Genomic DNA, 25,923 nt, shown 5'->3' with positions numbered 1-25,923 from the left:
GCCCCGTGTGTCCCGGTCGACGACCGCGACGGAGCGGCAAGGATCAGCCCTGCGGCGTTGCCCGCCGCTGCCGCCGTTCCCGTCGTTGCCGCGAGGATCCGGTCGCCCAATCCCAGCCTGTTGTCCGTCAGCGCGCCCGACGAAGCCTTGTCAATGACCAGGAGAGACTACGCGACGACGAAGGCGCGTGCTCGTAACATCCTGTAAATTACAGGAAGAATGCCAGCCCCGCCGCCCAGACGCGCGGGGAGCACGTCGGGGAGCGCTGGGTTTGGCATGGAGGCGGCGGTCTTGCCGAGATTTGTGATTGGCTGGCGGACAGGACGGGTGCCGAGCCGACCTCGATCGCCCAGCGCGCGCCCATTTTTTCGATCGTGGCTCGCGCCACTTGCCGCCACAATCCACTCGGCGGCGAGGCCAGAAGCCCGTGTAGATTGCCCATAAAAATATCGCCGGCTGCGAGGGGGCGGGCGCGCTATTCCTCCGGCGCGATAACCGAGGGGGGTTGTCAAGGACGCCTCCGAGGCGTCTTGTATTCAATGGCAACACTTTCCGATATCGCGCGCGCATTATTCGTATGGCGCCTTCGATGTCCGCGACGGTTGCGGGAGGTGCCGCGATGAATTGCACGGCGCGGGAGGATAGAGAATGATCACGCGGCTCACCACCTCGGAACGCCAGCACGCCGCCGCCATCACGCTAGCCGTGGCGATCGCCGGTATGACCATGGCCGCGGTCGGGCGGTCTGACGCCCTTGGGGTCCACGGTGTGATCGTAATGCTGTTTGCGGGCAGCCTTCTCTACCTCGTCATGTCCTCGCTCTTCGAGCCTGAAGTGGTAGAGGACCGGGAGGCGTCGTACTACGACGATCCCATCAAGGTCGGCATCGTTCTTTCCATGGCCTGGGCTGTGTTCGGGATGTTCATGGGCGTTTGGGTGGCGGCGCAGCTTGCATGGCCCGACCTCGCATTCGACGCCGGTTGGTCCAGTTTCGGGCGGCTGAGACCCACGCACACCACAGGAGTGATCTTCGGCTTCGGCGGCAACGCGCTGATCGCGACGTCCTTCCACGTCGTCCAGCGCACGTCGCGGACGCGCCTGGCAGGTCAACTCAGTCCCTGGTTCGTGCTCTTCGGCTACAATCTGTTCTGCGTGCTGGCCGTGTCGGGCTACATGATGGGGATCACGCAGTCCAAGGAATACGCAGAGGCCGAATGGTACGCCGACATTTGGCTTGTCATCGTCTGGGTTACCTATTTCCTCCTTTACATCAGAACGATAGCGCGCCGGAAGGAGCCACACATCTATGTCGCCAACTGGTACTTCATGGCGTTCATACTGGTCGTCGCAATCCTCCATATCGTGAACAATCTCGCCCTTCCGGTTTCATGGGGACAAGCCAAAAGTTACACCATATGGCCCGGCGTCCAGGACGCGATGGTGCAGTGGTGGTACGGGCACAACGCGGTCGCCTTCTTCTTGACGGCCGGCTTCCTCGCAATGCTCTATTACTACCTCCCCGTCCGGGCGCAGCGGCCGATTTTCTCCTACCGGCTTTCAATCCTGAGCTTCTGGGGCATCACGTTCTTTTACATGTGGGCCGGCTCCCACCATCTGCACTACACAGCGCTTCCCCACTGGGTCCAGACGCTCGGCATGACTTTCTCGGTAATGCTGCTGGTGCCGTCCTGGGCGTCGGCCGGCAACGCGCTGCTGACGCTCAACGGCGCATGGCACCGGGTTCGGGACGACGCGACGCTGCGCTTCATGATGGCAGCTGCGGTCTTTTATGGACTCTCGACGTTCGAGGGATCGTTCCTTGCCATCAGGCCGGTGAACTCGCTGTCGCACTACACGGACTGGACTGTTGGTCACGTCCATGCCGGAGCGCTCGGATGGGTCGCGCTGATCACTTTCGGCTCGCTCTACACACTGGTGCCCAGCCTTTGGAGGCGCGAGCGCATGTACTCGGCGTCTCTCGTCGAAGTGCATTTCTGGCTGGCGATCGCCGGAACGGTGATCTACGTCTTCGCGATGTGGAATTCTGGCCTCATCCAGGGCCTGATGTGGCGGACCTATACCGGGGAAGGCACGCTTGCCTATTCGTTTGTCGACTCTCTCGTGGCGATGTATCCATACTACATCGCCCGCGCTTTCGGGGGCCTGCTCTTTCTCCTGGGCGCCATCGTCGGCTGCTGGAACATCTGGATGACGGTTCGGTCCGCGCCGCTTACTGTAGCGCGTGAAGGGGATACGCCTGTCGTCCCCGCTTCCATGCCGGGGGAATGACGATATGCCGGAACTCTTCCATCGCAAGCTTGAGCGTTCCGCGATCGGCTTCGTGATCGCAATCATTGCGGCTGCGAGCGTCGGCGGCATCGTCGAGATTGCTCCTCTCTTCACCATCGACGAGACGGTCGAGGAGGCCCGGGACATGCGGATGTACACGCCGCTGGAGCTCGCAGGACGCAACATCTACATCCGTGAGGGATGCTATGCCTGCCACAGCCAGATGATCCGGACGCTCCGTGACGAAGTGGAGCGTTATGGTCCTTACTCGCTGGCCGTCGAGTCCCGGTATGACCGTCCGATGCTCTGGGGTTCCAAGCGCACAGGACCGGATATTGCGCGCATCGGCGGCAAGTATTCTGACGTCTGGCATGTCGCTCATCTCACCAACCCGCGGGATGTCGTTCCCGAATCGAACATGCCCGCTTATCGCTGGCTGGCGCGGAACCGGCTGAAGATGGAGGACCTGCCGCAACACCTTGCGGTGCAGCGTACCCTTGGCGTTCCGTATACTGATGAGATGATGGAAAACGCCGCGCGGGACGCCTACGGCCAGGCAACTCCCGACACGGACTTTGCCGCCGGTGTTACTGAGCGTTACGGCGAGGAAACGCAGGTGAGCGTATTCGACGGCGTTACCACCCATGTCACCGAGATGGACGCGCTCGTCGCTTATCTGCAGGTTCTCGGCAGACTTACGGGAGCAGCATACGAACATACCGCAGCTCCCGAAAAGAAACCGGATCCCGGAAACTGAAGGCGGAGGATTGTCATATGGACCTGGACCACGACGCCGTCGTCGCTTTCTCCAAGAGCTGGGGTCTTTTCTATCTGATCGCCCTTGCCCTCGGGGTGATCGTATACACCTTCTGGCCGTCGAACCGGACGCGCTTCGACCGAGCCAAGCACAGCATCCTCGACCGGGACGACACGCCATGGAAGTGAGTGAACGCGATCCTGTTAGCGGCCGCGAGACGACCGGCCACGAGTGGAATGGCATCAAGGAGCTGGACACACCCGTTCCGCGCGGCGTCCTCATATTCTTGATCGTGACTCATATCTGGGCAATTGCCTGGTGGTTTTTCGTGCCGGCTTGGCCGCTGGGAACGACCTACACCAAGGGCGTTTTCGGGATCGACCAAAAGACGACGGTCGAGGCCCAGGTCGTCGAGGCACAGCACGCCCGATCCGGCTGGATGAGCCGCATCGGGACCGAGCCCTATGACGCTATTCTCGCGGACGAGGCCCTAATGGAGACCGTGCGCAATACCGGGCGTCAGCTCTTCGGCGACAATTGCGCGGCCTGCCACGGCAGGGACGGGAAGGGGCGCGCCAACTACCCCGACCTCACGGACGACGACTGGCTCTGGGGCGGAGGTCCACAGCTCATCGAACAGACGATGCGCGTCGGCATCAATACGCGGCACCCGGAAAGCCGGATCGGGCAGATGCCGGCCTTCGGACGCGATCAGATGCTCGACCGCTCGCAGGTCCGGAACGTGGCCGCCTACGTCTATTCGCTGGCCCACCCGGACTATTCGACGCCGGAGAACGTCGAGCGCATTAAGGCCGGGCGCGAAGTGTTCATCACGACCTGTGCCGCCTGCCATGGGGAAGACGCCGAGGGGAAAAGGGACGTCGGCGCTCCTAACCTCACCGACTCCTCCTGGATCTACGGCGGCGATCTGGACACGATCGTTGTCTCCGTGCACGGCGGCCGGCAGGGCCACATGCCGACCTGGGACGAAAGGCTGACGACGGCCGAGATCCGGACGTTGGCGCTCTACGTCCATGACCTGGGGACGCAACAGCCATGACCGCGCACATGAAGAGATCCCGAACGAAGTGGCTCCTATGGGCACTGATTCCTGTGGGGCTGCTTTTGGTGGCCGGGGCGAATGCGCACCTGGTTTACGTCGCTGTTCAGTCGCAGCCTGACTGCGTCGAGCACTCAAAGTCAGCAGGCGACGGTCACGGTTATCGTGCCGCCAAGCCGGCATGCTGAGGGAGACAAGAGATGGGCGAGACCGACAAGTCATACTGGCTGCTTAGCGAGACGTCGGGCATCGGAGAAACGCGAGATCCGCGCCTTAAGCGAGGGCTGCCGGTTTTTGAGGGATTTCGTTGGCTCTCGGCGGGTTGGCGGGATTTCTGGATCCGGCCAGCTGCGAGCCTGGCATACGGGATCGGCGTCTTCCTTCTCTCTGTCGCGTTCGTTTGGATGCTCGTCGCGTTCGGACTCGACTACATCCTGTTTCCCGCCCTGGCGGCATTCATGATCGTTGCCCCGTTTCTGGCGATCGGCCTCTATGAGAAGAGCCGATCGATCGAAGAAGGCAGGCGGATCGGTTTCGCATCCATGCTCTTTGCGCGCCCCCGCGCCGGCGCGCAGGTGTTTTTCGCCGGCCTGCTGCTCTGCATGCTCGTGCTTTTGTGGATGCGTGCCGCCGTTCTTCTCTACGCGCTCTTTTTCGGTGTGATGGCATTTCCGGGCCTCGACCACATTGTCAGCATGCTCTTCGGCACGGCTTATGGCTGGACAATGCTTGTGGTGGGGACGGCGATCGGAGGCCTTTTTGCGGCCTTTGCCTTTGCCGTCAGCGTCTTTTCCGTGCCGATGCTCCTTGACCAGCGTGTGGATGCGCTAACCGCTATGGGCTCGAGCATGAAGCTGGTATGGAATAACCTCTCGCCGATGGTAGCCTGGGGGGCGATGCTGCTTGCGCTATTTGCAGCCTGCGTGGCCACGGGCCTCGTCGGGATGATCGTAATCTTCCCGCTGCTAGGCCACGCCACCTGGCATGCCTACAGGGCGGTGGCACGTTCTGAGGGAACTGGATGATGAGCTGCTGTGCGCCGGGAAGTGAAACCAGGCCGCTGCCGGCGCCGCAGCAAGAGAGTTCCGCGCGCGAGATCGTACTCGCGAGCCGCGACCTCGGTGATGGCGTGTTCCAGACCGATCTCTCGGTGCCGCAGGCGCGCTGCGGCGCCTGCATTGCTGCTATCGAAAGCGCGTTGCACCGCCTCGACGGAGTCATTGCAGCACGACTGAACCTGACGTCCCGGCGCGTCGCCGTGAAATGGAGGGGCCGCGCCCCTCCGATGATCGAGGCATTGCAGGAGGTCGGGTACGACGCCTGCCTTGCGGAGCCGGAGGACCGAGGACGCGATCCCGAGATGTCCCGATTGTTGCGGGCAACGGCGGTTGCGGGTTTCGCCGCCATGAACATCATGCTTTTGTCCGTGTCGGTGTGGTCGGGTGCCGGTACCGGGACACGGAATGCCTTCCACCTGATCTCCGCGCTGCTTGCCGTACCCGCCGTCGCTTATTCCGGTCGGGTGTTCTTCGTTTCAGCGTGGAATTCGATGAGAAAGCGATCGGCCAGCATGGACGTTCCGATCTCCGTGGGTATCCTGCTGGCTTTGGGACTGAGCCTCTACGATACCTTTGCCAGAGGACCGCACGCCTATTTCGACGCGGTAACGTCGCTGATCTTCTTTCTCCTTGCGGGACGCACGCTGGATCATGCGATGAGGCAGAAGGCGCGGATGGCCGTTGCCGGTCTTGCCCGCTTACTGCCGAGGGGCACCACGGTGATCGCAGCGGACGGGAGCCGCGAGCTTCGCGAATTGACGAAGATCGAACCAGGAGACATGATTTTCGTGGGGCCAGGCGACCGCGTACCTGTGAACGGCACGGTCGTTTCTGGCGCGAGCAGCCTGGATGTTTCGGTGGTGACAGGGGAGTCGACGGCCCAACGCGTTCGCCCTGGTACAGCCGTGCTTTCGGGCGCGCTCAGTCTTGATGGCGCCCTTACCGTCCGCGCTGACAGGCGGGCGCGCGATTCATTCCTTGCCGACATGGTAAGGCTGATGGAGGCGGCAGAGGACGGCCGTGCCCGCTACCGCCGCATCGCCGATCGCGCGGCGGCGCTTTACTCACCTGTCGTCCACCTGCTCGCGACGGCGACCTTTGCCGCCTGGATGCTGCTGACGAGCGATTGGCATCAATCGATCACGGTGGCGATTTCGGTCCTCATCATCACCTGCCCCTGTGCGCTTGGCCTGGCCGTGCCTATGGTCCAGGTCGTTGCCGTGCGCCGGCTGTTCGACTTCGGCATCGCCATCAAGGACGGCAGTGCGTTGGAGCGGCTCGCCGAGGCCGACACTGTGGTTTTCGACAAGACAGGGACACTCACAACCGGTGTCGCGCGCGTCGTCGAGCACACCGTTGCGCCGCAGGACCTGGTCGCCGCAACGGCGCTCGCCGCGCTTTCAAAACATCCCGCGGCGCGCGCTGTCACCGCGCTGCGGCCTGCCGAAGTTGAAGTCGAGGATTTTCGCGAGATTCCAGGTTATGGAATCGAAGGCTGTATCGACGGAACCGTCTATAGGCTGGGGCGGGAGGAGTGGGTCGCCAGCGGCACGTTCGATAACTCGAAACAGGCAGACGTGTGGCTTTCGCGCAGCGGCCAGCGCGCGGGCTGGTTCGCAATCGCGGACGAAGTGCGGCCCGGCGCCAAAGCCGCAATCCAAATGCTGGCAGGCCACGGACTGGCAACCGAGGTCCTTTCGGGCGACCGTCCCACGGAGGTCGAAAAGGTCGCCGTCGCGCTGAACATCACGGAACACCGCCACGGCGCCGCCCCCGATGACAAGGTCGAGCGCCTGAGGGAACTGGCAGCGGCAGGCCGCCACGTCCTGATGGTAGGCGACGGGCTGAACGATGCCCCGGCGCTTTCGGCCGCGCATGTCTCGATGGCGCCCTCGTCGGCCGCCGATGTCGGACGGAACGCTGCGGATCTCGTGTTCCTGGGCACGAACCTGGAGGCCATCCCGCAAGCGATCAGCGTTGCGCGAGCCGCCGCGGGTTTGGTGCAACAGAACTTCGCGCTTGCCGCCGCCTACAACGTCCTGATCGTCCCAGTCGCCGTCACAGGCCATGTCACGCCTCTCATGGCGGCAATTGCGATGTCGACGTCATCGATCCTCGTGGTCGGCAATGCCTTACGCCTGTCAGGCGATACGGGCTCGTCCCGGCGTTCTATTCGCGGGCTCGAACTCAAAGGAGTTGTCCAATGAGCTATCTCATGTGGCTCGTGCCAATCGCCTTGGGCATGGGGGCCGTCGGCCTCATGGCGTTCCTGTGGTCGATGCGTAGCGGCCAGTACGACGATCTTGACGGGGCTGCCGAAAGGGTGCTGCTGACAAACGCTGCGGACGCTCCCCTTCGCGACAAGAAGTGGGAGGACATGGAACACGCGTCGAGCAGACATCGTTTGTCTAAAGTACAAAAAGGAGGAAAGCTGTCATGACCAGGTCTGCTGACAGACCGTTCGATTGGGTAGCAGCGCTGGCGTTGATTTCCGGGGTCGCCGTCATCATACCCAGTCTTGCTGCTTTGGCTGCGTGCCTACTGGCGGTTGCTTCTGCACTCTATTAGCAATGCCGTGATCGCTTTTTGAAAGCGGTTTCCTATGCCTTTAATGTGGTGCACTTTTAAGCGTCACTGACATAGATGGCGGTGACATCGCTGCCCCGCCAGCCGCCGGACATTCAGGCCGAGTTTCGGTCACGGCTTCAGGTCTCGCGCTTGGCCAGATTCGCGAAGTTCCTTAAGTGTCTTGCCTACGCAACTGCCTCCATCCTCACCACCAGTCGCTTTTGCCTGTCCGCCCAACGTTATCGTACCGGCAATTCGATCTGACGCCACGTATGTCGCCAAACCGTCTTGCGAAATCCTCGAGACATAGAAGGCGTGATACGTATCTTTGTACTTGCAATGGATGACCAGCGGAAACTGACCAAAAGGATCGTCTTCGGCGCGAACATCAGTGGCCTGAGAAAGTGGAAGAGGTGCGCCGGCGGCTACCGTTGCGACGACCAATTTGAGCAATCCATTTGACCATCGGCGAGATGCGTATGTCATCGGTCCAAACCCCTGTGCTATTCAGATGAATTTCCAAAAGGCGTCTGTTGCCATTCTTCCTCGGCGGGGGTCGTCCTGGTTCAGGATCTCGCCGTGCTGCGAACCGCTCGTTAGACAGGGCCATGAGGGTTCCCGGTCAAGCAGTCGAACCAATCGTTGCAGTTTGCCGTTGTAGCGAATGATGCGTCTTTCGCGGAGCTTGGTCAAGGAGCGGGCGACGGTTTCGATTGTCAGTCCAAGATAGTCGGAGCGGTCCAATTCGAGACATCATCGTGTCAATTCCGGTTCTCCTGGATAACGTCCGGCCAGCTCCCGAACGAAGGCCGCGACACTTTTCAACGCGCTTTGTTCTGTCTAGAGCGACAAACACAATGCTACTGTCCCCGACAATCGCGATGCCAGTGTCTTTCATCCTTCGGATGCAAAAATACCCTGCGGATCGCAATCCCGAAGTGAGGCGGTCATGCTCCACGATCCTTCATCTGCAAGTGCGCCTGATAAAAAGCTCCGATGGCACGGTCGTTTCGGCGAGGAGTATGATCGGGACTTTCGCGTCAGACCACTCTCGACGTCGCGAGATTGCTGCTCAAATCGCCAAAGAATTTTCAAAGGGTCGTGACATTATCGCATCGTCCTGCCTTATGGCTCGCATTGCGAGCGCCTGATTTTACGCGGAAGGTAATCGGCCCTCGTCTACGTTCTGGTCTTTATTCTGGTTGCGGGGGCTCAATGGCGATGCCCAAGGCTCGCAGTCCGCTGAAGAAGCTGTCCTGATCTTCCGGCCGTTGCAGGCGAAGAGAGACTTCCCGGCGGATGTTGTTCATCAACTCGGGTGCGTGGGCAACCAGCCAATCCTGTTCCTGCTTGGCGTCGGCTGGCTTCCCGGCCGCACCAAGGATCGACAGGAGCACGAGGCGATGCATAGGATTATAATCTAAATCGGACATGCGGGACCATAGTTCCGCGGCCCGAATGTCGTTCCTCATGAGGGCGCATAATGCCATGCCGACTTCATAATATCCCTTGGGGCCGGCGTTCTTGTTGACTGCGCCGGAAACCAGTTCGCAGCCTGATTGCCACTTTCCGGACATTGCTAACCGCAAGCCGTACTCGCCTGCAACTTCCGTGTCGTTGGGGTTGATGGCATAGGCCGCCGCGCCGGCCTGCAAGGCTTTGTCGATGTCTTCTTTGAAAAAGCTCACCAGCATAAGGGCCTGGAGAACGCGTGCATTGTTGGGGGCAAGCGCTGCCGCCCGTTCTGCGGCACTGGTTGCGAGTTCGAGCGGCTGGACCGACGACGATGTGCCGAGCTTATAGTGAAATCTCATCTCATCCAAATAGGTCAGAGACAGAAGCGCCCACGAGGTGGCGCTCTTTGGAAATCGCTGTGTCGCTCGTTGCAGGCAATCGCGTGCAGTGTTGTGGCTCTGAGCGCTCATCGACCGGCGATAGCTGTAATAGGCCAGTGTGCAGGCATAGGCGTCCCAATTTCCGCTCTGCGGCTGGCGAGCGATCGTATCGGTGTCGGCTTGGAAAATTGCACCATACGGCTGCGCAACGGCGATGGCGATCTGTTCCGCGACGTCGGATTGGATCTCCAGTTTGCTCTGGGCCCGAAGATCCGCATCATAGTTGTTGGCCCAGATCACAGCTCCATCGAATTGACGCACGAGCCGGGCGACGGAACGCAGCCTTTCCCCGTCCAGTTGAATATTGCCTTGCAGCGCGTAGCCAGCGGCACCTTCGGCCCTGGATGGATCTACGATCACGACGACGTCATCGAACTTTGCGAGTTGACCGATAACTTCGTCCCTCAGGCCATGCGCGATATCGAAAGTTGTATCCACGGGACGACCGTTCCCGAAAACTTCAACGACAACCTTTGGCGCGGATGCTTCCGTTGGCGATGTCCCGGGGATGGCTCCGCCCGAGACGGAACGTTCAGGCGCGAGGAAGCTATAGAGAGCTGCGGCAATCACCAGAAAAGTCCCGGCAACGAGGGCGATCAGTAATTTCGAACGGCCAGGCCCGGGAAATGGACGTTCATGGTCAACGGCCTCGACGTCTTGCACAGCATCGGGGCTTGGCGCTAGCGATGCCGGCACTTCCGGGCGATGACTGTATTCGAAACGCGGCACATATCCGCCCTTGGGCACGGTGATCGTTACGGGGTCGGTCTGTCCAGCGACAAGATAATAGCGTTCGAGACGCCTTCGAATTCGGCCAGCTTCGATCCTGACGACCGGATCATTCTGTGCGTCAAATGAAACCTCTCGACCGAAGACATCATTTGCAATCGTAAAGGCCTTCAAGAACTCCGATCGCCCTGCCAAGGTCTCGCTTATGATGAATTGCAAGAACCTTCGGCCCCGCTCGGACGAATGAAATTCCCCGCTTGAAAGGATCCGTTCAAGTTGCTGGCAGACTTCTTCTGCAGTTGGTCCAGGGTCGCCGAAAGGGTGGACTTCTGCGCTGTTCATGATCGCCCCCCCAAGCAGGATCATGCCCATACTTAAGGCATTTCTAACTTATAATATCTTAGAGCTATAAGTGGTAGCAAAAACTGAATTTGATTCGCCTGATAAAGCAGCGACGGGTTCGGGGACGGGGCCGTCGGGTCCTCGTGACCCTCTAGGACATTATCTTCGTTGGACTATGATTTGTGTAGCATCGCGTAACTTCGATGCCGCCGCCTCACTGTTTCAGTTAAAGTGAAGGGACGCATCATCTTTGAAGGGAGTAGGTGCGACGAGGAAGTCGGCCCCGGTTGTTGGAACTGCGGTCCCTGCCGATAGCGTATCTGTGAGCGTTCAAGAATGTCGCAAGGAACACCGAACGATGAATTGGGCTGAAAACTTGCCGAAGGCGGTGCGGATATTTTCATAGCAACGGGTTTTCGGTCGTCAGCTACCCTGGAAGTGCAGAGCTGGTCGAGGCAATCTGAGCTTCAGCTCGATCGGACAAGTGGCATTGGTTGCGCGCTGGAAGAGGTCGTCGCTGCCCGCAATCACTGCATTGGCGGGTGACGACCCATCCGGCTAGGTGACCGAACGGGAGTGAACAATTGAACCCCCTTTTGAAAGAGATTCGCGACAGCCCAATGCTATGGTTACTGGCCGCTGTGCCGGTGGTGTTCGCTGCTGCGACACTCGTCCCCGAAGCTCACACGGCGCTCTTCGTCCTTTCGGTGCTTGCCATTGTGCCGCTGGCCGGGTTGCTAAGCCACGCCACCGAATCCGTTGCCGCCAAGACGGGTGACGCCGCCGGCGGGCTGCTCAATGCCACCTTGGGAAATCTTACCGAACTGGTCATCGCGCTGGCTGCCCTGCGCGCCGGGGAGTACACGTTGGTGAAGGCATCCATCGCCGGTGCGATCGTCACCAACACACTGTTCATGCTGGGAGCTTCGTTTCTGCTTGGCGGGCTCAAATACCACTTCCAGGAGTTCAACCGCGCCAGTGCGCGTCTTCAATCAGGCCTGCTTTTTTTGGCCACAATCGCCCTGCTGATGCCTTCGGCGGTTGCCGGAGTGGAATCGACATCAGCTGCAGCAGCAGCCCAAAAACTCAGCCTTGGCCTGGCCGTTCTGCTCATGATCGGATACGGACTGGGCCTTTTGTTCACGCTCAGGACCCATCGTGAGATTTTCGCCGGAGCGGAGCATACCCAAGCAGGTGAAGCACCATGGCCAATCGGCCTGGCCCTGGCCACACTTGCCGGTGTCACCGTGCTCGTGGCGCTGGTGAGTGAGATTTTCGTCGAGTCCGTGCAAAAGGCAGCCCAAGCGTTCGGAATGACCCCTGCCTTTGTCGGTTTCATCGTCGTCGCGCTGGTTGGCGGAGCCGCCGAAATGGCCTCGGCGTTTTCCGGTGCACGCAAGAACCGACTCGACCTGAGCGTGGGAATAGCACTGGGGAGCGCTTCCCAGATCGCTTTGTTCGTCGCACCCGTCCTAGTCTTGTTGAGTTACGTGGTCGGCCCGTCGCCGATGGACCTGCAGTTCTGGCCGGGTGCTGTGGTGATGGTGCTCCTGGCGACCGTCACCGCAATGTTCGTCACCAACAGCGGGCGGTCGGCATGGTTTGTCGGCGTATTGGCGTTGATGGTTTATATGATCTTCGCCATGACGCTGTATATCTTGCCCCCGGCTGTGCGGTGAAGTCGACCTGCGATAACGTTCCGCGTCCTGGGGCATCACTTGCGGTAAGGAGGATGGGGCGGATGCATTGCGCCCGTTGGCGGTCGGACAAGGACCCGAGATGTTTCCGGGCTCGCCCTTCACGGCTCTCCTGACGCTGAACCGCAGAAAGGTCGAAAATCGTGCCAGCAGAAACCGGCAACGAGCCGCGCCCGAAGCAGATGAGGCGCCTATTCTTCATCGCGCTCGTCCAGCAGCTCCGTGTGATCTGGCCAATCCTGTCCGGAATCGTTACGATAATGGTTGGATGCGGGCTTGCAATTTGGCGCATAGAGGAGTGGCGGATCGACGAAGCCCTCTACTTCACCTTCGTAACAGGACTTACCATCGGCTATGGCGACTTTACGCCCAAACATGTCGCGGCGCGGGTGCTCGCATTGGTCATCGGCTTTGCGGGAATTGTTCTGACTGGCATCGTTGCAGCTGTCACCGTGAAGGCTCTGAACGCGACCGACCGGGACGGCGCGAAATAGAAATATCAACCGGAACTTCGAGACAGAGAGAAGATAATCCCTCATTGAGCATTGGACTTCCGCCCGGCTCCTTACCGGGAACATAGGCGAATGCGCCCTCTCCATCGTCCCTGTCGATGCAGACCCTAGATGGAACGATCTGTAGTCCCAGTGATTTCGTATCACGTAGGAGAGTGCGTGGAACGGATTTAATCGATGAGCCGAGAGCGTGGAAGGAGGAAATTAATGCTTAGGCTCCCTGATATCCGTCAGGTTTTGGCGGGCCAGGCCAATGAGACTTTGGGCGAGATCTTTGAATCTTATGACCTTGCCGTCGACGCGCTGGACCGCTTTAGAAAGCAAAGCCCAAGGAAAGAAGCGCTGATCAGGGAATACGAGCAACTCTGTCGCGAAATAGAGCAAGAGGTTTTGATCTATTGCACTATATAGTGAATGAAAACAAGCACTTGTACGTGAAAGCTGCTCCCCTACCGGATAAAAATTATTCGCCGAGCGATGAGGTGTGAAACGCGTTCAATGTGTCTTCATGCTATCCGACCCGCCGGTTACGCCCACGTCCCGAGCGCTTATCGGTCCGCTCGGCGCCTCTGACGGCCAGGCCCAGGCTTTCAGCAGTTCATAGAAGACGCTGAGAACGACCGGCCCCAAAAATAGCCCCAGCAGGCCGTACGACAAGGTGCCGCCTATCACGCCAATCAATATTACCGGCATTGGGGTCGAGAGGCCTCTCGCCATCAAGATCGGCTTCAATATATTGTCGACGATCATGATCGGAACCGCCACGACGGTAAAGGCGAATGCGATCAAAGCCGGCCAGGAGAACCACGCCCAAACGATGGCAGGCACGAGTACGAGCGCAGGCCCAAGCTGCATCAAGCAGAGGACGAACACCACAAAAGTTAAGGTCCCGCTTGCCGGAATGCCAAAGAAGGCAAAGCACAGCCCGCATAACAGCGCCTGCAGGAAGGCGACGCCTATGACGCCGCGTGAGACGTTTCGCACTGTCGTCCCGGCCAGACGCGCAAAGCCAACACCCTTTTCGCCACCGATCCGGCTAGCCAGTACCTGTATTGCCATTGCCAGGCGCGCCGACATGGTGAGAAAGATGCCCGAGAGAATGATCGAGGCGATGAAGCTCAACACGCCGCCGCCGATCGAGGCAAACTTTGCGACAACGACCCCCATGACCTCACGAATTGGCGCTTGAAACTTTATGATGGTCGCCGCCAGATCGCCTGCGAGCTGGTTCCATGCGCCATAAATTCGCTCGCCGACGATCGGCCATTCGCGAACGGTCGCCGGCGCTGCGGGCAACGTAAAGTTCTCGGCTCGCAATTTACCGACGAACGCCTGTATCGCCTCGACAAAGTTGACCGCAAAGAGTGCCAGGGGTGCGATGATCAAAACGAGACAGGCCACGACAATGACAGTCGCGGCAATTACGGGCCTGTTTCCGATCAGTCTCGCAAGTGCCTCGAACATGGGAAAGAGCGCCACCGCAAGGATGGCTGACCAGACGGCGATCAGCGCGAAAGGAGCGATGAGAAGTATGGTCCAATAGGCAAAGAGCCCGATGATGCCCAGCCTGACGAGGTCGCTTACCCTTGCCTCTACTGAAAGTTGCCCCGCTTCGGCTCCTTGCGCCGTCCTATCTGTTGTTGGCTGCTCCATCGTCTCATCCCATCCTCCGCCGTTCCGACCGGCACCAATTTTCACGAGGTCGTGTCGGGTACGACGTGCCGAAAGCTTTGATCCTCGATGTAGTGCGAGGGGCGCTTCTGACGCTTTCCAAGGTCGGGCGCGTCGAACTTTACGCGCTGATAGGGAATGGATTGCAGGATGTGGGAGACGCAGTTCACCCGGGCGCGCTCCTTGTCGTCGGACGGGACAATCCACCATGGCGCGTGGTTGCTGTCGGTCATTCGCAGCATCTCGTCATAAGCGCGGGTGTAGTCCCACCAGCGCTGGTAGGACTCGACATCCATCGGGCTGAGTTTCCATTGCCTGACCGGGTCATCGATGCGGCGCTTGAAGCGGCGGTCCTGTTCCTCCTCGCTGACGGTCAGGAAATACTTCAGCAGAATGACGCCGCTTTCCACGATTGCGGCCTCGAAGCGGGGTGCCAGTTCAAGGAAGCGCTGGGCCTTTTTTTCGCTGGTGAAGCCCATCACACGGTCGACCCCCGCTCGGTTGTACCAACTGCGGTCGAAGATTACGACCTCGCCCGCCGCAGGCAAGTGTGCAATGTAGCGCTGCATAAAGATCTGCGACTTTTCACGATCGGTAGGAGCGGGCAAGGCGACGACGCGAAAGACCCGTGGGCTGACCTTCTCCGTTATCCGCTTGATCATGCCGCCCTTGCCCGCGGCGTCACGCCCTTCGAATATAATGACGATCCTGGCGCCCGATTTCTTTACCCATGCCTGCAGATGCGCCAGTTCGACCTGCAGCCGCTTGATCTCCTTGTTGTAGCTCCACGATTTCCGATTCTTGTTCTTTCCTTTGCGTTCGGTTGGCGTCTCTTGCTGCGGTTCATATACTTCGTCCATCGCTTCCTCCATTATCTTCATGTCACCCGCATTCACGGCCGTGCGGACTTGCCTATGAGCGTCCGCAGCGCTTCTTCTCTGCCATTGAAAAGGTTGTGAGCGCCGATCGCCTTGATGACGCCGGCACGGTCGAGAATGCCCCTGCTTTCCTCGCTCAGGTCGGCAATCGCGAAGATGATATCCCGCTTCGCAAGCATCCCGGCCACGGTGTCGAGCGCTGCTGCGCCGGTGCTGTCGATATGCGTTATGGCGCTGGCGTCGAGAACAAGGCACTTGGTTCCGGCGGCGAGCTCCTTCACCACCTGCATCAGCCGAATGCGCACGTAATCGGCGTTGTAGAACAGGACGTTGCCCTGAATTGCGAAGACTGCCGCGCCTTCGACCGGACGAGCTTCCGGGTAGCGGGCGAGGTCGAAGAAACCGTGCCGTCCTTCGATGTAGCCAAGAAGGCCGTCGCGCGGAAACATCGTTTTGCGTAACAAATAGACGAGGGTTGCGGCAACGGCGACGATCACACCGTTGAGAACGCCGAAGCTGATCGCGCCCCACATGGCGATCAGCGCAAAGACAAATTCCATCCGGCTGATGCGCCAGATCTTCTTGAGCTCGTGAACATCGATGAGGCTGATGGCCGCCGCTGCAAGGATCGCTGCCAGGGCAGGTATCGGAAGTATCCGCAGGGCGGTTTGAAGAAAAACAAGTGCTGCAATCAGCGTGGCCGCCGAAACCAGCCCTGCGGCTTGTGAGACGCCACCTGTCGACAGATTGATAGCGGTTCGGGAATCCGACACGCTGATGGGAAATGAGCCGAAGAGTCCCGGCGCGATGTTGGAAGCGCCAAGGCCGATCAACTCTTGATTTGCATCGACCTCTTCGCCGGTGCGCGACCCAAAGCTTCGCGCGGCTACGATGCCGGCGCCGAAGCTCACGAGAAAGATCGCAGCCGAGCCAAGTACGATCTTGTCGAGAGGCATCGCGTAAAGTGCCGGCAGCGAGAGTGTCGGCAACCCGCTCGGGATGTCGCCTACGACAGCGATGCCGCGCCCACTGAAATCAAAGATTGCGGAAAGAACGACAGATATGACGACAACCAGAACCGGTCCGGGGATCTTAACGGGGAAGGCCCGGACGGCCCACAGCAATGCGAACATGAGCAGGCCGAAGACGAGCGACAGCCAGTGGATGGAGGCGCTCTTGCCGAGAATCTCGAGGACCGGCGGGATCAACCCCTCCGACTCGATCTTCACACCGGTGAAGCGACCGATCTGCCCGACGAGTATGGAAAGCGACACGCCGGCAAAGAAGCCGACAAGGATCGGACGCGACAGAAAGCTTGCGAGGACCCCGAGCCGCAGCAGCTTCGCCGCAATGCAGAAGAGGCCGACGCCGAGGGCCAGTGCCGATGCGATGGCGACCCGATCGACGTTGGCGGCAGTGGGCTCGGCTGCGATGATTGCTCCCATCGCAGCCGCAAGCACGGTCATGGTTGCGGCGTCGGGGCCGACAATCAGGAGACGGGAAGGACCGAAGATCGCATAGGCGATCGGAGCAACGATGCTTGCATAAATGCCAGTTTCCGGCGGCAGACCGGCGATCGCCGGATAGGCGATAGCGCTCGGCAAACCCACCGCAGCAATCGACAGCCCGGCTGGTATATCACTGCGGAGCCAATCTCGACTGAAACCGGCCAAGCCTCGCAACAAAGGAAGACTACCTATCACCGCCTGCTCCTCGTCGTTTTGTCCTTGGTTCCTCTACGCTTTTCTCCATCGTGCTCGCATCGCTGACGGTCGAAAGGACCGTCGTTCCATTTTAGTGTTCGAGGAACACGTAGTTCACCCAACTGCTCATACGCAGAAGCAGCTTCCGAAGAATTGCGACGCGGTGCCAGTGTTCGGTATGGACAGCGACCTATGCGACAACACCGGCGGACAGTTGGTACTCGTGGGGGTCTTCGAGCAGTCAACGTGCCCAAACGTCTGTTCGGGCGAAACGCGTTTGGGCGATTGCGGGAGGATCGATGCGCCGCTCAGCTGTAATTGACCCTGGGCGATCCTCTGGGCGATCGTTGCCCAGAAAAAAAGGAACGGCCAAATTGCATTGAGCGTGAAAAGGCTGACCCATCCCGCGACGTGTACAGCGTCCTGATGAGGATTGTTTCGCGCTTTGGCCATCAGATGCGGAATGTCGTGGATCGCGCTCACGGCGTGGAACAAGGTGAGGAAGACGAAGACCAGCGCGCCCAGGGCAAAACAGTCGGGAAACACGGCCCCTCCTTTTCGGCTTGACCAGCCGAGCCGTTTGGTCGCTATCGACCATCGACCGCAAATAGTAGGCCCGCTTTGGCTCAAAGGCCCGTAACATCGCGTAACCTCTACCGATGCGATGGGCGCGGATCGCTACCGAGAGGAGCTTAAGGGTGACTCTGAATGGCCGTGCCGGCCGATCGCTTAAGGACGGCGGAATTTGATCAGCGCTAATCCGAACCGTTTTGATACGTCGCGAAACCGACCAACCGTAGGATCGCGTATGTTACGCCTCTGTCCTGAGCAGGCGCTATATAATGGGGCCATCTGCTTAACTCGTTTCAATGGCAGGGGTGGGGATGACCTCGGGAAAAAGCAATTCGACCTATGTCTCCATTCTCGAGATGGCCGAGGCGCATTTCTCCGACCAAAAGAGGCTAGTGCAGCGACTTTTTTATGTGAATGAGGCATTTCACAGCATGTGCGAGGATCTGGCCGCTGCAGCGGACGCTTTGGCGCATGTCGAACACCTGCCCGACACCCTTCGGGAAGCGCGGCGGCAAGAATATTCCGCCCTGGTTGATGCCCTTTTGAAGGAAATGGGAGAGGCGCTTGCCCAGTCGAAAATCGTGATGCTCAGGCGGCCACCGGATACACCGAGATCTCCGTAGGGCACGCATCATAGAGACTGGTTTGATAGGAGATCGATGCGCCATGAAAACAATTTCCCGCAGGCTGTTCGGCGGACTGTCAGCCCTCGCAATCATATCGTTGCATCCTGCCCCACCGGCCTACTCGCAAACACCGACACCAACGCCAAAACCCCCCTCCGCGCAGACTGTCGAGGTCGAGACGGAAACTGACCTGCTTTCCGACGACGAGCTTGAGGTTCTTGTGGCCCGCATCGCGCTTTATCCGGATGAACTTGTCGCCGCGATCTCCGCGGCTTCACTGTTTCCGCTACAGATCGTGGAGGCAGCCCGCTTCCTGGAGGCTAAGAAGAATAAGGATCTCAAGCCGAAAGACGAGTGGGACGGCAGCGTCATCTCGCTTCTGAATTATCCCGATATCGTCCAAATGATGAGCAACGATCTCGATTGGACGCAGTCGCTGGCCGGTGCGCTCACCAATCAGCAAAAGGACGTGCTCATTGCCATTCAGCAGCTTCGCGACGAGGCGGTGGCAAAGGACATCATCAAGACGGACGATAAGGTGACTGTTGTCACGGAGAACGAAAACATCGTCATAAGGCCGACCAATCCGGAGAAGGTTTACATCCCGCAGTACCCCCCGGAAATGTTCTATGAACCGGGCTACGCGGTCGAGCCGATCTCCTACTATCCCGATTCCTACGACAGCTACTACTATCCAGGCGCCGCATTCTTCGCTGCGGCGGTAACCGGGGTGGCATGGGCCGCCGTCGTTAACTGGGACGACTGGGGCGTGTGGGGCGGCGATTGGGGTGGTGACGTCGACATCGACTGCAACAACTGCTTCAATGATCGAGATTTCAATGGCAAGGTCAAGTGGAACGACGTCGACTGGACCAAGGTGGACCGAAGCAAGCTGAGTGTCGGAAAGGATCAGATCGCCAATCTCGACCGTTCGGCGATCAAGTCCAGCCTTCAGTCCGACAACCGCAACCAGCTCAAGAACAAGGTTAGCAATCGCCAAGGCAACGTCGGGCCGGGTACCAGAGACATCAGCGCCCGAGCTGACGACATCCGCAAGGGTACGGCAGAAGGCCTAAAGGCAAATCCGAGATCGCAGGCGGGAAATGTCGCCGCCAATCGACCGGGCGCCTCCCGTGCGGATGCTCGTCCAGGCAATGCGGGCAATCGCCCGGCCGCTGCTGCCAACCGTCCATCAAAACCGGCCGCCAAGGCCAGCAAGAAGCCAAGCGGTAAGAAGATGGCGGCGCGACCCGACAATCGTTCACGCCAGCCAAGTGCGCTCGGCAACGTTCAGTCCGGCCGCCGCGAAGCGGTTGCTTCCAAGCGAGGAGGGCAGAGCATGGGAGGCGGGCATCGCGGTCCGCCCCGCGTTGCCCAAAATCGCCCACCCCCGAGGATGCAGGGCGGCGGCCGTGGTGGCGGTGGTCGCGGTGGCGGCGGTCGTGGTGGTGGTGGCCGGCGGTAGGGATTCGCTTTTGAGATGATCGGAGACAAACCATGAGACTACGGTTGAAATTGATCCCGCTGCTGCTCGGAACGGCCCTCTCCCTGGTTTTCGCGGCCCCGTCCACGTCCCAGATGCAGACGGACCTTTCGGAGTTCGCAGCCGGAACCGCGCCATCGTTCAACGATCCCTCGGCGGCTCTTGAGCGGTTCAAGACCGTGCTCAGCGCCAACGATCTTGACGGTTTAGCAAATCTCCTTGGCTTGGATGCTGCCAAGCTGCGGTCCAGCAACGAGGCCATGATAAGCTATGGTCTCATCCGCGAGGGCGCTGCGCGGCAATTGCGCCTTCAGGATTTGGGAGATCGCAAGATCGTTTCCGTGGGAGACGTCTTGTGGCCGTTGCCCTTTCCCCTGTCGCAGGACAAGGACGGCAAGTGGGCATTCGATACTGCGGTAGGGCTACAGGAAATCGTCAACCGTCGCATCGGCGCCAACGAACTCGCAACGATCCAGACCATGCAGGACTATGTTGCGGCCCAGCGTGAATATGCGTCTGAGGATCGCGATGGGGACGGCATTTACGAATATGCACAGAAGCTGATCAGCAGTCCCGGCAAGGTGGACGGTCTATACTGGGATCCGAGCGTGTATGGTGAAGACAGCCCGGCAAGTGCTCTGGTCCAGACGGCCGCCTTTGACAAAGCCAAGCGTGGCGAGGGTTACTTTGGATATCGCTATCGCATCTTGACGGGACAGGGAGAAAACGTGCTCGGCGGAAAGCAAAGCTATGTCGTCAACGGCCACATGACAGCGGGTTTTGCATTGCTTGCCTGGCCGGTCAAATATCGGGTGACCGGCGTGCAGACATTTATCATCAATGGGGTGAGCGTCATCTACGAACGCGACCTGGGACCGCAGACAGAAGAGCGGGCCGCGGGGATCAAAGACTTCAATCCAGACTCCAATTGGACGACTGTCCGCGACTAGCGCTGCGGATGCTTTCGTGCGGCACAGGAGGGCTCGCGGTCACACAGCGACCTGCGGCCATCGCGCGATTGGAGTATTTTTGGTCGCCCGTAACCTCTCTGCCAAGCCAGCCCGGCAAAGCGAGTATGTCGTGCTCGTTCGACATTTCGATTTCCGCAATCGTCAGTCCTTCGTACGCGCCGGAATAGACATCGATCTCCCAAATGGCGTCGCCATGAGAGACTATGTGTCTTGTCTTTTCAAGAACGGTGCCGTTTACGTGTCGCAAAAGCTCACACGCCTCGAAGACAGGAATGTTGTATTCGTATTCCTCCCTCGCCAGACCGCGGGAAGCGAACTTGACAGTGAGACGGGCCGAGGTTCCGTCGATCACCCGAATGCGCACCGATCTCTCACGATGCCGCGACAGATATCCCTGTTGAAGCGTATGCGACACGACAAGGCTTGTGCGCCAACTGTCGTTGCATACGAGAAACTTTCGCTCGATTTCTATCGTCTTCACGACCAATCTCCCGCCCTGCAAACATCAACCGAGCACTTGGCGGCGGCCGGCTTGGATTATTCGACAGGCGGCTGCCAGGTCAGGAAGAAGCCGACGTCGCCGGGGATGCCTCCCGGGAAATTGATGATCACGGCTTTGAGGCCGTAGCCCTGAGGCTTTGCGACTTCTTGAAAGAGATCGTAAAACTCCTTTGCCTTGCCTTGCAGGGTATTCTGCCATCCGGGCAGGTTGTTGTTGATGCCTCGGCCGCTGTCCGTGCAGAGACTGGACGGGAAGCTGAAGATCATCGCCTCGTATTTCCCGTCCGCTGCGGCTTTCATCACCAGGCGCTTGATGATGGCGCGTTCATTTTCGCTGATTTGCTTGCGGAAAAAGTCCTCCAAGAACTCGGCATGTTTCTTTGCTTCGCGAGCCTTTATCTTTTCGTCGCGCTCCATCTCCAGAAGCTGAAGTTCGAGGGCCCGTTTGCGCAGCTCTTCGGCGCTGGTCATCGACTGAGGGGTCGTCTCGCTTGCAGTCATCGCCATGTCCTCCGAAATTTGAGAGATGATAGGGCGATTGAAAGCGCTAGGGCAGTAACATACGCCTCCCCCGGGGGAGTATACGGTATGTTACGTTTGGCTTTCGGATTGCTTACGTTGCACCCGTTAACAGCAGGCGACATGCGGCGAGCTCGGCCGCACCTCATCTATGCCCGGTCTTGGAGCTCTGAACCCATCTTTCTGATCTCGCTTCGGCAACAGCGGTCGAGACAGACGCCCGAGTGTTGTCTTCGTTCATGTGCAGTGGTAGTATTAGCCAGCAACGTTGAAGCTTCATCGCGCACGCTGCAGGTTTATCTGTGAGTTGCTTCTGATAAGCATAAGAATCTCTCGCACATTGAGGGACTTAATCAGAAGCTTATCTTCGTCCGAGGCCACTCATTGGCGCCTCCGCCGTCTGTCTTAAACGTGAACGGAAATGCTGGGAGGAAAAAATGACCAAGTGCACGATAAGTATTACTCTCATAGGCTGCCTTGCCTTGTCTGGTTGCCAATCTGCTGCAACCTCGCAAGGAGGACGTAGTAACGAGTTCGGCTGCATCGCCGGTACGGTCGGCGGCGCGGTCGTCGGCGGTCTGGTCGGCGCGACCATTGGCTCGGGGACCGGGCAGCTTTGGGCTGTTGGCGGCGGCGCCACGCTGGGTGCTGCGGGCGGCAGTGCCTTGACCTGTTAATGATGCGAAAGGCCGGAATGATGAAAAGATTCGCCCTACTGACGGGATTCGCTTTTTTTACCGCCATTGCGGCCGCCGCGCAGAATCAACCGACGGCCATGAACCAAGGCCAAATGGATCGCCTCGACCGCAACAAGAACGGAGCGGTCGAGCGATCTGAATATCAGGCCTTTATGACCTCGGCCTTCGCGAGCATGGACAAGAACAGGGACGGAAGCCTGAATTCCGATGAAGTTGCCCGAGTTCTGAATGCCCAGCAATTCGCCGCCATCGACGCCAACGGCGACGGCAAGGCCAGCCAGAATGAGTTTCTCAACAAGGTGATGACGGACTTCAAGGCCGCCGACCGCGGCGGCGACGGGAGCCTGCAGTAGTACAAAACCCAAGAGCGACCCTAACGCCAAGGAAAGCGTGGCTGCCCCACTTCTACGCGGTGGCGACACCATGCGCTCGTAGAGGCCGGCCATGTCCTCCTGATCACGCGACAGGCGATCCATCGCCCCGGCCAGCACGAATTGGAAGCGTCCACGCGTCGCGTCGGAGATCAGTGCCTGGATGCCGGGGCGGAGAAGGGAGGTGCCGGAAATGGCGTGGTCGGTATGATCCCCAACCACCTGCCAGCCCTGCTTCAGCATGAAGGCGGCAGATGCGGAGCTGGTCGGTGGTGGAAGCGTCCCGCTGATTGTCGGAGGATAGCGGGCGTAGATGGCGACTTTCAAATCACGTCTCCCAGCGTCTTCGGGAACCGTTTCACCCCCGCCTTTTCATCTGCGCGTCGAAGTTTTGACGCGCCATTTGCCTGCCGAGGCGGGCGAGTTGGACGAGCCCAGGGTCCCGGTCGCCGCGCGACGTAAACGTCAGTTCGGGCGCGTCGAGAAGCATCGCGTCGACCAACTCTTCACGCTCGTTTTGCTTCGCTGTCCAGGTTTTGCGTGCTTCCGGGGAATTCGAAGGTGAATAGTCGGCGTTGATCGGAGCGGATGGGCGCAGCGTGAGCGCGCCAGCGCAGCTGGGCACGCTAGCAACGTATTGCATTTGACGCTACAATTATTATGTTGCGCCCAGGAGATAGACATGGCCACCACAGTCGAACGTAAGGAATACCCGATCTCGATGCGTCTGCCCGAGGCGGACGTCGCAATGATCGATCGTGCTGCCACCTTGCGTGGCCGGTCGCGCACGGACTTCGTGCGCGATGCGGCCGTGCGCGCGGCCGAAGAGGTGGTGATGGAGAACCGCCTGATCAGGATGAGCCCAGAGGGCTTTGCCGACTTCATGGATGTCCTGTCCCGTCCGGCTGCGCCGGTTCCCGAGGTGGTGGAACTGGCTAAGCGAGCCTCGCCTTGGGAAGCTGGCTACGTCGCGAAGCGGTGAGCCGTGACACTATCGGCTCCTGAACCGCTTTCCGCGGCGCATGACGTTTCCGAATTCTCCTGCGGCAAGCCTACGCTCGATCATTGGCTGAAGGTGCGCGCGTTCTCTAATCAGGAAAGGGGCTTCACGGCGGTTCTCGTTGTCCACGCGGCCGGGCGCGTTGTCGGGTATTACGGCTTGGCCCCCACGGCCGTCGTTCCTTCGATCTTGCCGCGCTCGATACGCACGGGGCAACCACCTGATCCGGTTCCCTGTTTCCTTCTTGGCCAGCTTGCCACGGATACAGGTTGGGCCGGGCGTGGCATTGGCACAGGTCTGGTGAAACACGCCCTGGAGCGATGCGTTCAGGCCGCCGTTCTCATTGGCGGACGGGCATTGATGGTCAACGCCGTCGATCACGAAGCCGGTCAATTCTGGCAGCGCCGAGGTTTCACGCCCTCGAAGGACGACCCGCTCGTCCTGTTTCGCTCGATCGCTGCAATCGCCGCATCGCTGGCGGACGCGCAGCAGCAAGAGCGAGGTAGATAAGCCTGAAGCCTTCGCAATTCGGGCAACTCGGCTAAAAGCCCAAAAAGTATGCAGATACAGGCCCATTTTTTCCGCTCGGCTTTTGCCTCGCGGACCTGCCGTAGATGTTGAGCTTCAGCGTTCATCTAAGGATCTGATCCCGCTGCCGAGGTTGCCGGACCGGTCAGAGCAGCCGGTGATGCCGATGAATGCCGAAACGATAGATGCCGGTTTCATTGAGATGGTCCAGGGCTGGCGTGCTGCGTACCCCTTCGGAACGTCCCGATCGAGCAGGGGAGGTTGTGGCAGCATCGCGGTCGTGGCGAAATTTAAAGACGCAGGTGCAGGCGCGCTCGGAAGCCAAATGGCACTGCCACCACCCAATCGCATGCAGCTGAAATGGGTCCCATCCACGAGTGTCGAGCGCGATCATGAACAGGTCGATGAACGCTTTTGCCTCGACTACCCCTTCCTCGGCCAACAGCTAATGACGGCTACCAGATCAGTCGCAACGTGGTAGTCTTAAACATGTCAAGAGACAAGCTCACATGGGTCGATCATGCTGGACGGTCCGCCGGTGGCGTTTGCTTCACGCGGCGTGAGGCGATTGCGCTTGGTCTCTGTCTGTGCTGTCTGCCGGCGCGTGGATTTGCTGCCGATTCCTTTTCGTTGAACGAGGTTGGGAACGGCCTCTTCATTCGTGCGGCGCCGCACGAGGAAGCCACACGGGCCAACAACGGAGGCATTGCAAACATAGGCTTTATCATCGGACGCGACAGCGTGCTGGTGATCGATCCTGGAGGCAGTCTAGCAGACGGGCAATGGCTTCACTCACAAATCAGGAAACGGACCAACAAGCCGATCCGGCATGTTGTGATATCCCACGTTCATCCCGATCATTGCTTTGGCGCTTCGGCCTTTGCTGAAGAACAGCCGGAATTTATCGGCCATCACGCTTTGAGCCCCGCTCTTAATGCGAGGGCAAGCCATTATCGCGAGCGTCTTGTCGAGGTTCTCGGATCTCAAAGCGTTGGCGGTATTGTTTATCCTACCCGGGAGATTGAAGGTGCGGGCGAAGTTGATCTCGGCGATCGCATTATCCGGATCACAGCGCATGACACCGCGCATACCGATTGCGACCTGTCGATGTTCGATACGTCCACGGGAACGTTGTTTCCTGCGGACCTGCTCTTCGTCGATCGCGTTCCCTCGCTGGATGGCAGCCTGCCCGGATGGTTGAATGAAGCCAAGCGGCTCGAAGGCATTGGTGCCGCTCGCGCGGTGCCGGGTCATGGACCGGCAATGGTGGACTTCGGACCGGCGATGGCAAAACAGGTACGCTATCTTACGGTTCTCCGCGATGAAACACGCAAGGCGATAGCGGAGGGCGTTGAGATCGACAAGGCCAGCCGAGTGGTAGCTGCGGGAGAAGGCGAGGGCTGGGCGCTGTTCGATGACTATAACGGCCGCAACGTCATTCAAGCTTACAAGGAGCTTGAATGGGAGTAGTGTAAGATTGAAAGAAGGAGGAGA

General features: G+C 59.4%; 28 protein-coding genes and 2 pseudogenes. 19 read left to right on the top strand and 11 right to left on the bottom strand.

Annotation, left to right across the window (positions count from 1 at the left end; all coding sequences use genetic code 11):
• Positions 1-648: 648 nt before the first annotated feature.
• The 8 genes from ccoN (at position 649) to RGR602_RS39200 (ending at position 7,732) form a co-directional block, all read left to right on the top strand.
• Complete coding sequence (ccoN, locus tag RGR602_RS15870) at positions 649-2,289, top strand: cytochrome-c oxidase, cbb3-type subunit I (RefSeq protein ID WP_039845891.1); 1,641 nt, start codon at positions 649-651, stop codon at positions 2,287-2,289.
• Positions 2,290-2,293: 4 nt separating this feature from the next.
• A complete protein-coding gene (gene ccoO, locus RGR602_RS15865; protein ID WP_039845890.1) occupies positions 2,294-3,046 on the top strand; it encodes a cytochrome-c oxidase, cbb3-type subunit II in 753 nt (250 codons plus the stop codon).
• A gap of 17 nt (positions 3,047-3,063) precedes the next feature.
• On the top strand, positions 3,064-3,234 hold the full coding sequence (locus RGR602_RS15860) for a CcoQ/FixQ family Cbb3-type cytochrome c oxidase assembly chaperone (RefSeq protein ID WP_039845889.1): 171 nt from the start codon (positions 3,064-3,066) through the stop codon (positions 3,232-3,234).
• A complete protein-coding gene (ccoP, locus tag RGR602_RS15855) occupies positions 3,225-4,106 on the top strand; it encodes a cytochrome-c oxidase, cbb3-type subunit III (RefSeq protein WP_039845888.1) in 882 nt (293 codons plus the stop codon). The genes RGR602_RS15860 and ccoP overlap by 10 nt, the downstream gene beginning before the upstream one ends.
• Positions 4,107-4,306: 200 nt before the next feature.
• On the top strand, positions 4,307-5,131 hold the full coding sequence (locus RGR602_RS15850) for a DUF2189 domain-containing protein (protein ID WP_039845887.1): 825 nt from the start codon (positions 4,307-4,309) through the stop codon (positions 5,129-5,131).
• A complete protein-coding gene (locus RGR602_RS15845) occupies positions 5,131-7,371 on the top strand; it encodes a heavy metal translocating P-type ATPase (protein ID WP_052451657.1) in 2,241 nt (746 codons plus the stop codon). The genes RGR602_RS15850 and RGR602_RS15845 overlap by 1 nt, the downstream gene beginning before the upstream one ends.
• Positions 7,368-7,604 (top strand): cbb3-type cytochrome oxidase assembly protein CcoS, encoded by a 237-nt coding sequence (gene ccoS / locus RGR602_RS35730; RefSeq protein ID WP_039845886.1) that lies wholly within the window; start codon positions 7,368-7,370, stop codon positions 7,602-7,604. Before RGR602_RS15845 ends, ccoS begins: the two co-directional genes overlap by 4 nt.
• Complete coding sequence (locus RGR602_RS39200) at positions 7,601-7,732, top strand: hypothetical protein (protein ID WP_267285068.1); 132 nt, start codon at positions 7,601-7,603, stop codon at positions 7,730-7,732. Before ccoS ends, RGR602_RS39200 begins: the two co-directional genes overlap by 4 nt.
• A 129-nt stretch (positions 7,733-7,861) precedes the next feature.
• Here RGR602_RS39200 and RGR602_RS35725 read toward each other — a convergent pair whose 3' ends face one another.
• The 3 genes from RGR602_RS35725 to RGR602_RS15825 form a co-directional block, all read right to left on the bottom strand.
• Positions 7,862-8,218 (bottom strand): hypothetical protein, encoded by a 357-nt coding sequence (locus tag RGR602_RS35725; RefSeq protein WP_082046563.1) that lies wholly within the window; start codon positions 8,216-8,218, stop codon positions 7,862-7,864.
• Between the two features lie 21 nt (positions 8,219-8,239).
• Positions 8,240-8,476 carry a helix-turn-helix domain-containing protein gene (locus RGR602_RS34910; RefSeq protein ID WP_052451597.1) on the bottom strand — a complete coding sequence of 79 codons (237 nt, stop codon included), beginning with the start codon at positions 8,474-8,476 and terminating at the stop codon, positions 8,240-8,242.
• A 449-nt stretch (positions 8,477-8,925) separates the two neighbouring features.
• Positions 8,926-10,698 carry a hypothetical protein gene (locus tag RGR602_RS15825; RefSeq protein ID WP_203226169.1) on the bottom strand — a complete coding sequence of 591 codons (1,773 nt, stop codon included), beginning with the start codon at positions 10,696-10,698 and terminating at the stop codon, positions 8,926-8,928.
• Positions 10,699-11,282: 584 nt separating this feature from the next.
• Between RGR602_RS15825 and cax the strand changes: the two genes are divergently transcribed.
• The 3 genes from cax to RGR602_RS15810 all read left to right on the top strand — a co-directional run bounded on the left by cax (position 11,283) and on the right by RGR602_RS15810 (position 13,318).
• Positions 11,283-12,377 (top strand): calcium/proton exchanger, encoded by a 1,095-nt coding sequence (gene cax / locus RGR602_RS15820; RefSeq protein WP_039845883.1) that lies wholly within the window; start codon positions 11,283-11,285, stop codon positions 12,375-12,377.
• Between the two features lie 200 nt (positions 12,378-12,577).
• Positions 12,578-12,889 carry a potassium channel family protein gene (locus RGR602_RS15815; RefSeq protein WP_203226202.1) on the top strand — a complete coding sequence of 104 codons (312 nt, stop codon included), beginning with the start codon at positions 12,578-12,580 and terminating at the stop codon, positions 12,887-12,889.
• Positions 12,890-13,084: 195 nt separating this feature from the next.
• The gene (locus RGR602_RS15810) at positions 13,085-13,318 is read left to right on the top strand and encodes a hypothetical protein (protein WP_039845881.1); all 234 of its coding nucleotides are present in this window, start codon (positions 13,085-13,087) and stop codon (positions 13,316-13,318) included.
• A gap of 84 nt (positions 13,319-13,402) precedes the next feature.
• Here RGR602_RS15810 and RGR602_RS15805 read toward each other — a convergent pair whose 3' ends face one another.
• The 4 genes and pseudogenes from RGR602_RS15805 to RGR602_RS39425 all read right to left on the bottom strand — a co-directional run bounded on the left by RGR602_RS15805 (position 13,403) and on the right by RGR602_RS39425 (position 17,705).
• Complete coding sequence (locus RGR602_RS15805; RefSeq protein ID WP_039845880.1) at positions 13,403-14,560, bottom strand: AI-2E family transporter; 1,158 nt, start codon at positions 14,558-14,560, stop codon at positions 13,403-13,405.
• A gap of 41 nt (positions 14,561-14,601) precedes the next feature.
• Positions 14,602-15,438, bottom strand: a complete 837-nt coding sequence (gene ppk2 / locus RGR602_RS15800; protein ID WP_039846950.1) for a polyphosphate kinase 2 — start codon at positions 15,436-15,438, stop codon at positions 14,602-14,604.
• Between the two features lie 32 nt (positions 15,439-15,470).
• Positions 15,471-17,159, bottom strand: a complete 1,689-nt coding sequence (locus tag RGR602_RS15795; protein WP_039845879.1) for a SulP family inorganic anion transporter — start codon at positions 17,157-17,159, stop codon at positions 15,471-15,473.
• A gap of 241 nt (positions 17,160-17,400) precedes the next feature.
• Positions 17,401-17,705: pseudogene (locus RGR602_RS39425) on the bottom strand (DUF3302 domain-containing protein).
• A 338-nt stretch (positions 17,706-18,043) separates the two neighbouring features.
• Between RGR602_RS39425 and RGR602_RS15785 the strand changes: the two are divergent.
• The 3 genes from RGR602_RS15785 to RGR602_RS15775 are packed head-to-tail and all read left to right on the top strand — an operon-like array spanning position 18,044 to position 20,791.
• Positions 18,044-18,355 (top strand): hypothetical protein, encoded by a 312-nt coding sequence (locus RGR602_RS15785; RefSeq protein WP_039845878.1) that lies wholly within the window; start codon positions 18,044-18,046, stop codon positions 18,353-18,355.
• Positions 18,356-18,398: 43 nt separating this feature from the next.
• Positions 18,399-19,823, top strand: a complete 1,425-nt coding sequence (locus RGR602_RS15780; RefSeq protein WP_039845877.1) for a DUF3300 domain-containing protein — start codon at positions 18,399-18,401, stop codon at positions 19,821-19,823.
• 32 nt (positions 19,824-19,855) lie between these two features.
• Positions 19,856-20,791 carry a DUF2950 family protein gene (locus RGR602_RS15775; RefSeq protein WP_039845876.1) on the top strand — a complete coding sequence of 312 codons (936 nt, stop codon included), beginning with the start codon at positions 19,856-19,858 and terminating at the stop codon, positions 20,789-20,791.
• Here the strand turns inward: RGR602_RS15775 and RGR602_RS15770 are convergent.
• The gene (locus tag RGR602_RS15770) at positions 20,754-21,293 is read right to left on the bottom strand and encodes a CYTH domain-containing protein (RefSeq protein ID WP_063855994.1); all 540 of its coding nucleotides are present in this window, start codon (positions 21,291-21,293) and stop codon (positions 20,754-20,756) included. The genes RGR602_RS15775 and RGR602_RS15770 overlap by 38 nt on opposite strands.
• A 56-nt stretch (positions 21,294-21,349) precedes the next feature.
• Positions 21,350-21,814 carry a hypothetical protein gene (locus RGR602_RS15765; RefSeq protein WP_039846948.1) on the bottom strand — a complete coding sequence of 155 codons (465 nt, stop codon included), beginning with the start codon at positions 21,812-21,814 and terminating at the stop codon, positions 21,350-21,352.
• Between the two features lie 455 nt (positions 21,815-22,269).
• Here RGR602_RS15765 and RGR602_RS15760 point away from each other — a divergent pair, with 455 nt between their 5' ends.
• Both RGR602_RS15760 and RGR602_RS15755 read left to right on the top strand, forming a co-directional pair.
• The gene (locus tag RGR602_RS15760) at positions 22,270-22,509 is read left to right on the top strand and encodes a hypothetical protein (protein WP_039845875.1); all 240 of its coding nucleotides are present in this window, start codon (positions 22,270-22,272) and stop codon (positions 22,507-22,509) included.
• A 20-nt stretch (positions 22,510-22,529) separates the two neighbouring features.
• Complete coding sequence (locus tag RGR602_RS15755; RefSeq protein WP_039846947.1) at positions 22,530-22,883, top strand: EF-hand domain-containing protein; 354 nt, start codon at positions 22,530-22,532, stop codon at positions 22,881-22,883.
• Between the two features lie 132 nt (positions 22,884-23,015).
• Here RGR602_RS15755 and RGR602_RS38395 read toward each other — a convergent pair.
• Positions 23,016-23,228: pseudogene (locus tag RGR602_RS38395) on the bottom strand (recombinase family protein); the annotation flags it as partial.
• 355 nt (positions 23,229-23,583) lie between these two features.
• On the opposite strand from RGR602_RS38395, the gene RGR602_RS15745 reads away from it, so the two are divergent.
• The gene (locus RGR602_RS15745) at positions 23,584-23,883 is read left to right on the top strand and encodes a type II toxin-antitoxin system TacA family antitoxin (RefSeq protein ID WP_039845873.1); all 300 of its coding nucleotides are present in this window, start codon (positions 23,584-23,586) and stop codon (positions 23,881-23,883) included.
• Between the two features lie 3 nt (positions 23,884-23,886).
• Complete coding sequence (locus RGR602_RS15740; RefSeq protein WP_039845872.1) at positions 23,887-24,411, top strand: GNAT family N-acetyltransferase; 525 nt, start codon at positions 23,887-23,889, stop codon at positions 24,409-24,411.
• Between the two features lie 163 nt (positions 24,412-24,574).
• On the opposite strand, the gene RGR602_RS37235 is transcribed toward RGR602_RS15740, so the two are convergent.
• Positions 24,575-24,871: a hypothetical protein gene (locus RGR602_RS37235; RefSeq protein WP_170250318.1), complete on the bottom strand. Its 297-nt coding sequence runs from the start codon at positions 24,869-24,871 to the stop codon at positions 24,575-24,577.
• A gap of 47 nt (positions 24,872-24,918) precedes the next feature.
• Here RGR602_RS37235 and RGR602_RS15730 point away from each other — a divergent pair, with 47 nt between their 5' ends.
• Positions 24,919-25,899, top strand: a complete 981-nt coding sequence (locus tag RGR602_RS15730; RefSeq protein WP_082046561.1) for a quinoprotein relay system zinc metallohydrolase 2 — start codon at positions 24,919-24,921, stop codon at positions 25,897-25,899.
• The last annotated feature ends 24 nt before the right edge of the window (positions 25,900-25,923 follow it).

This window comes from Rhizobium gallicum bv. gallicum R602sp (assembly GCF_000816845.1).
GTDB lineage: Bacteria > Pseudomonadota > Alphaproteobacteria > Rhizobiales > Rhizobiaceae > Rhizobium > Rhizobium gallicum.
Note: the sequence above shows the minus strand (reverse complement) of the source record. Positions and strands in the feature narration are given on the sequence as shown.

Coding starts and splice junctions, on each gene's coding strand:
- ccoN (WP_039845891.1), top strand. CDS start 649: ATGATCACGCGGCTCACCACCTCGGAACGCCAGCACGCCGCCGCCATC.
- ccoO (WP_039845890.1), top strand. CDS start 2,294: ATGCCGGAACTCTTCCATCGCAAGCTTGAGCGTTCCGCGATCGGCTTC.
- RGR602_RS15860 (WP_039845889.1), top strand. CDS start 3,064: ATGGACCTGGACCACGACGCCGTCGTCGCTTTCTCCAAGAGCTGGGGT.
- ccoP (WP_039845888.1), top strand. CDS start 3,225: ATGGAAGTGAGTGAACGCGATCCTGTTAGCGGCCGCGAGACGACCGGC.
- RGR602_RS15850 (WP_039845887.1), top strand. CDS start 4,307: ATGGGCGAGACCGACAAGTCATACTGGCTGCTTAGCGAGACGTCGGGC.
- RGR602_RS15845 (WP_052451657.1), top strand. CDS start 5,131: ATGAGCTGCTGTGCGCCGGGAAGTGAAACCAGGCCGCTGCCGGCGCCG.
- ccoS (WP_039845886.1), top strand. CDS start 7,368: ATGAGCTATCTCATGTGGCTCGTGCCAATCGCCTTGGGCATGGGGGCC.
- RGR602_RS39200 (WP_267285068.1), top strand. CDS start 7,601: ATGACCAGGTCTGCTGACAGACCGTTCGATTGGGTAGCAGCGCTGGCG.
- RGR602_RS35725 (WP_082046563.1), bottom strand. CDS start 8,218: ATGACATACGCATCTCGCCGATGGTCAAATGGATTGCTCAAATTGGTC.
- RGR602_RS15825 (WP_203226169.1), bottom strand. CDS start 10,698: ATGAACAGCGCAGAAGTCCACCCTTTCGGCGACCCTGGACCAACTGCA.
- RGR602_RS15815 (WP_203226202.1), top strand. CDS start 12,578: ATGAGGCGCCTATTCTTCATCGCGCTCGTCCAGCAGCTCCGTGTGATC.
- RGR602_RS15810 (WP_039845881.1), top strand. CDS start 13,085: ATGAGCCGAGAGCGTGGAAGGAGGAAATTAATGCTTAGGCTCCCTGAT.
- RGR602_RS15805 (WP_039845880.1), bottom strand. CDS start 14,560: ATGGAGCAGCCAACAACAGATAGGACGGCGCAAGGAGCCGAAGCGGGG.
- ppk2 (WP_039846950.1), bottom strand. CDS start 15,438: ATGGACGAAGTATATGAACCGCAGCAAGAGACGCCAACCGAACGCAAA.
- RGR602_RS15785 (WP_039845878.1), top strand. CDS start 18,044: ATGACCTCGGGAAAAAGCAATTCGACCTATGTCTCCATTCTCGAGATG.
- RGR602_RS15780 (WP_039845877.1), top strand. CDS start 18,399: ATGAAAACAATTTCCCGCAGGCTGTTCGGCGGACTGTCAGCCCTCGCA.
- RGR602_RS15775 (WP_039845876.1), top strand. CDS start 19,856: ATGAGACTACGGTTGAAATTGATCCCGCTGCTGCTCGGAACGGCCCTC.
- RGR602_RS15765 (WP_039846948.1), bottom strand. CDS start 21,814: ATGACTGCAAGCGAGACGACCCCTCAGTCGATGACCAGCGCCGAAGAG.
- RGR602_RS15760 (WP_039845875.1), top strand. CDS start 22,270: ATGACCAAGTGCACGATAAGTATTACTCTCATAGGCTGCCTTGCCTTG.
- RGR602_RS15755 (WP_039846947.1), top strand. CDS start 22,530: ATGAAAAGATTCGCCCTACTGACGGGATTCGCTTTTTTTACCGCCATT.
- RGR602_RS15745 (WP_039845873.1), top strand. CDS start 23,584: ATGGCCACCACAGTCGAACGTAAGGAATACCCGATCTCGATGCGTCTG.
- RGR602_RS15730 (WP_082046561.1), top strand. CDS start 24,919: ATGTCAAGAGACAAGCTCACATGGGTCGATCATGCTGGACGGTCCGCC.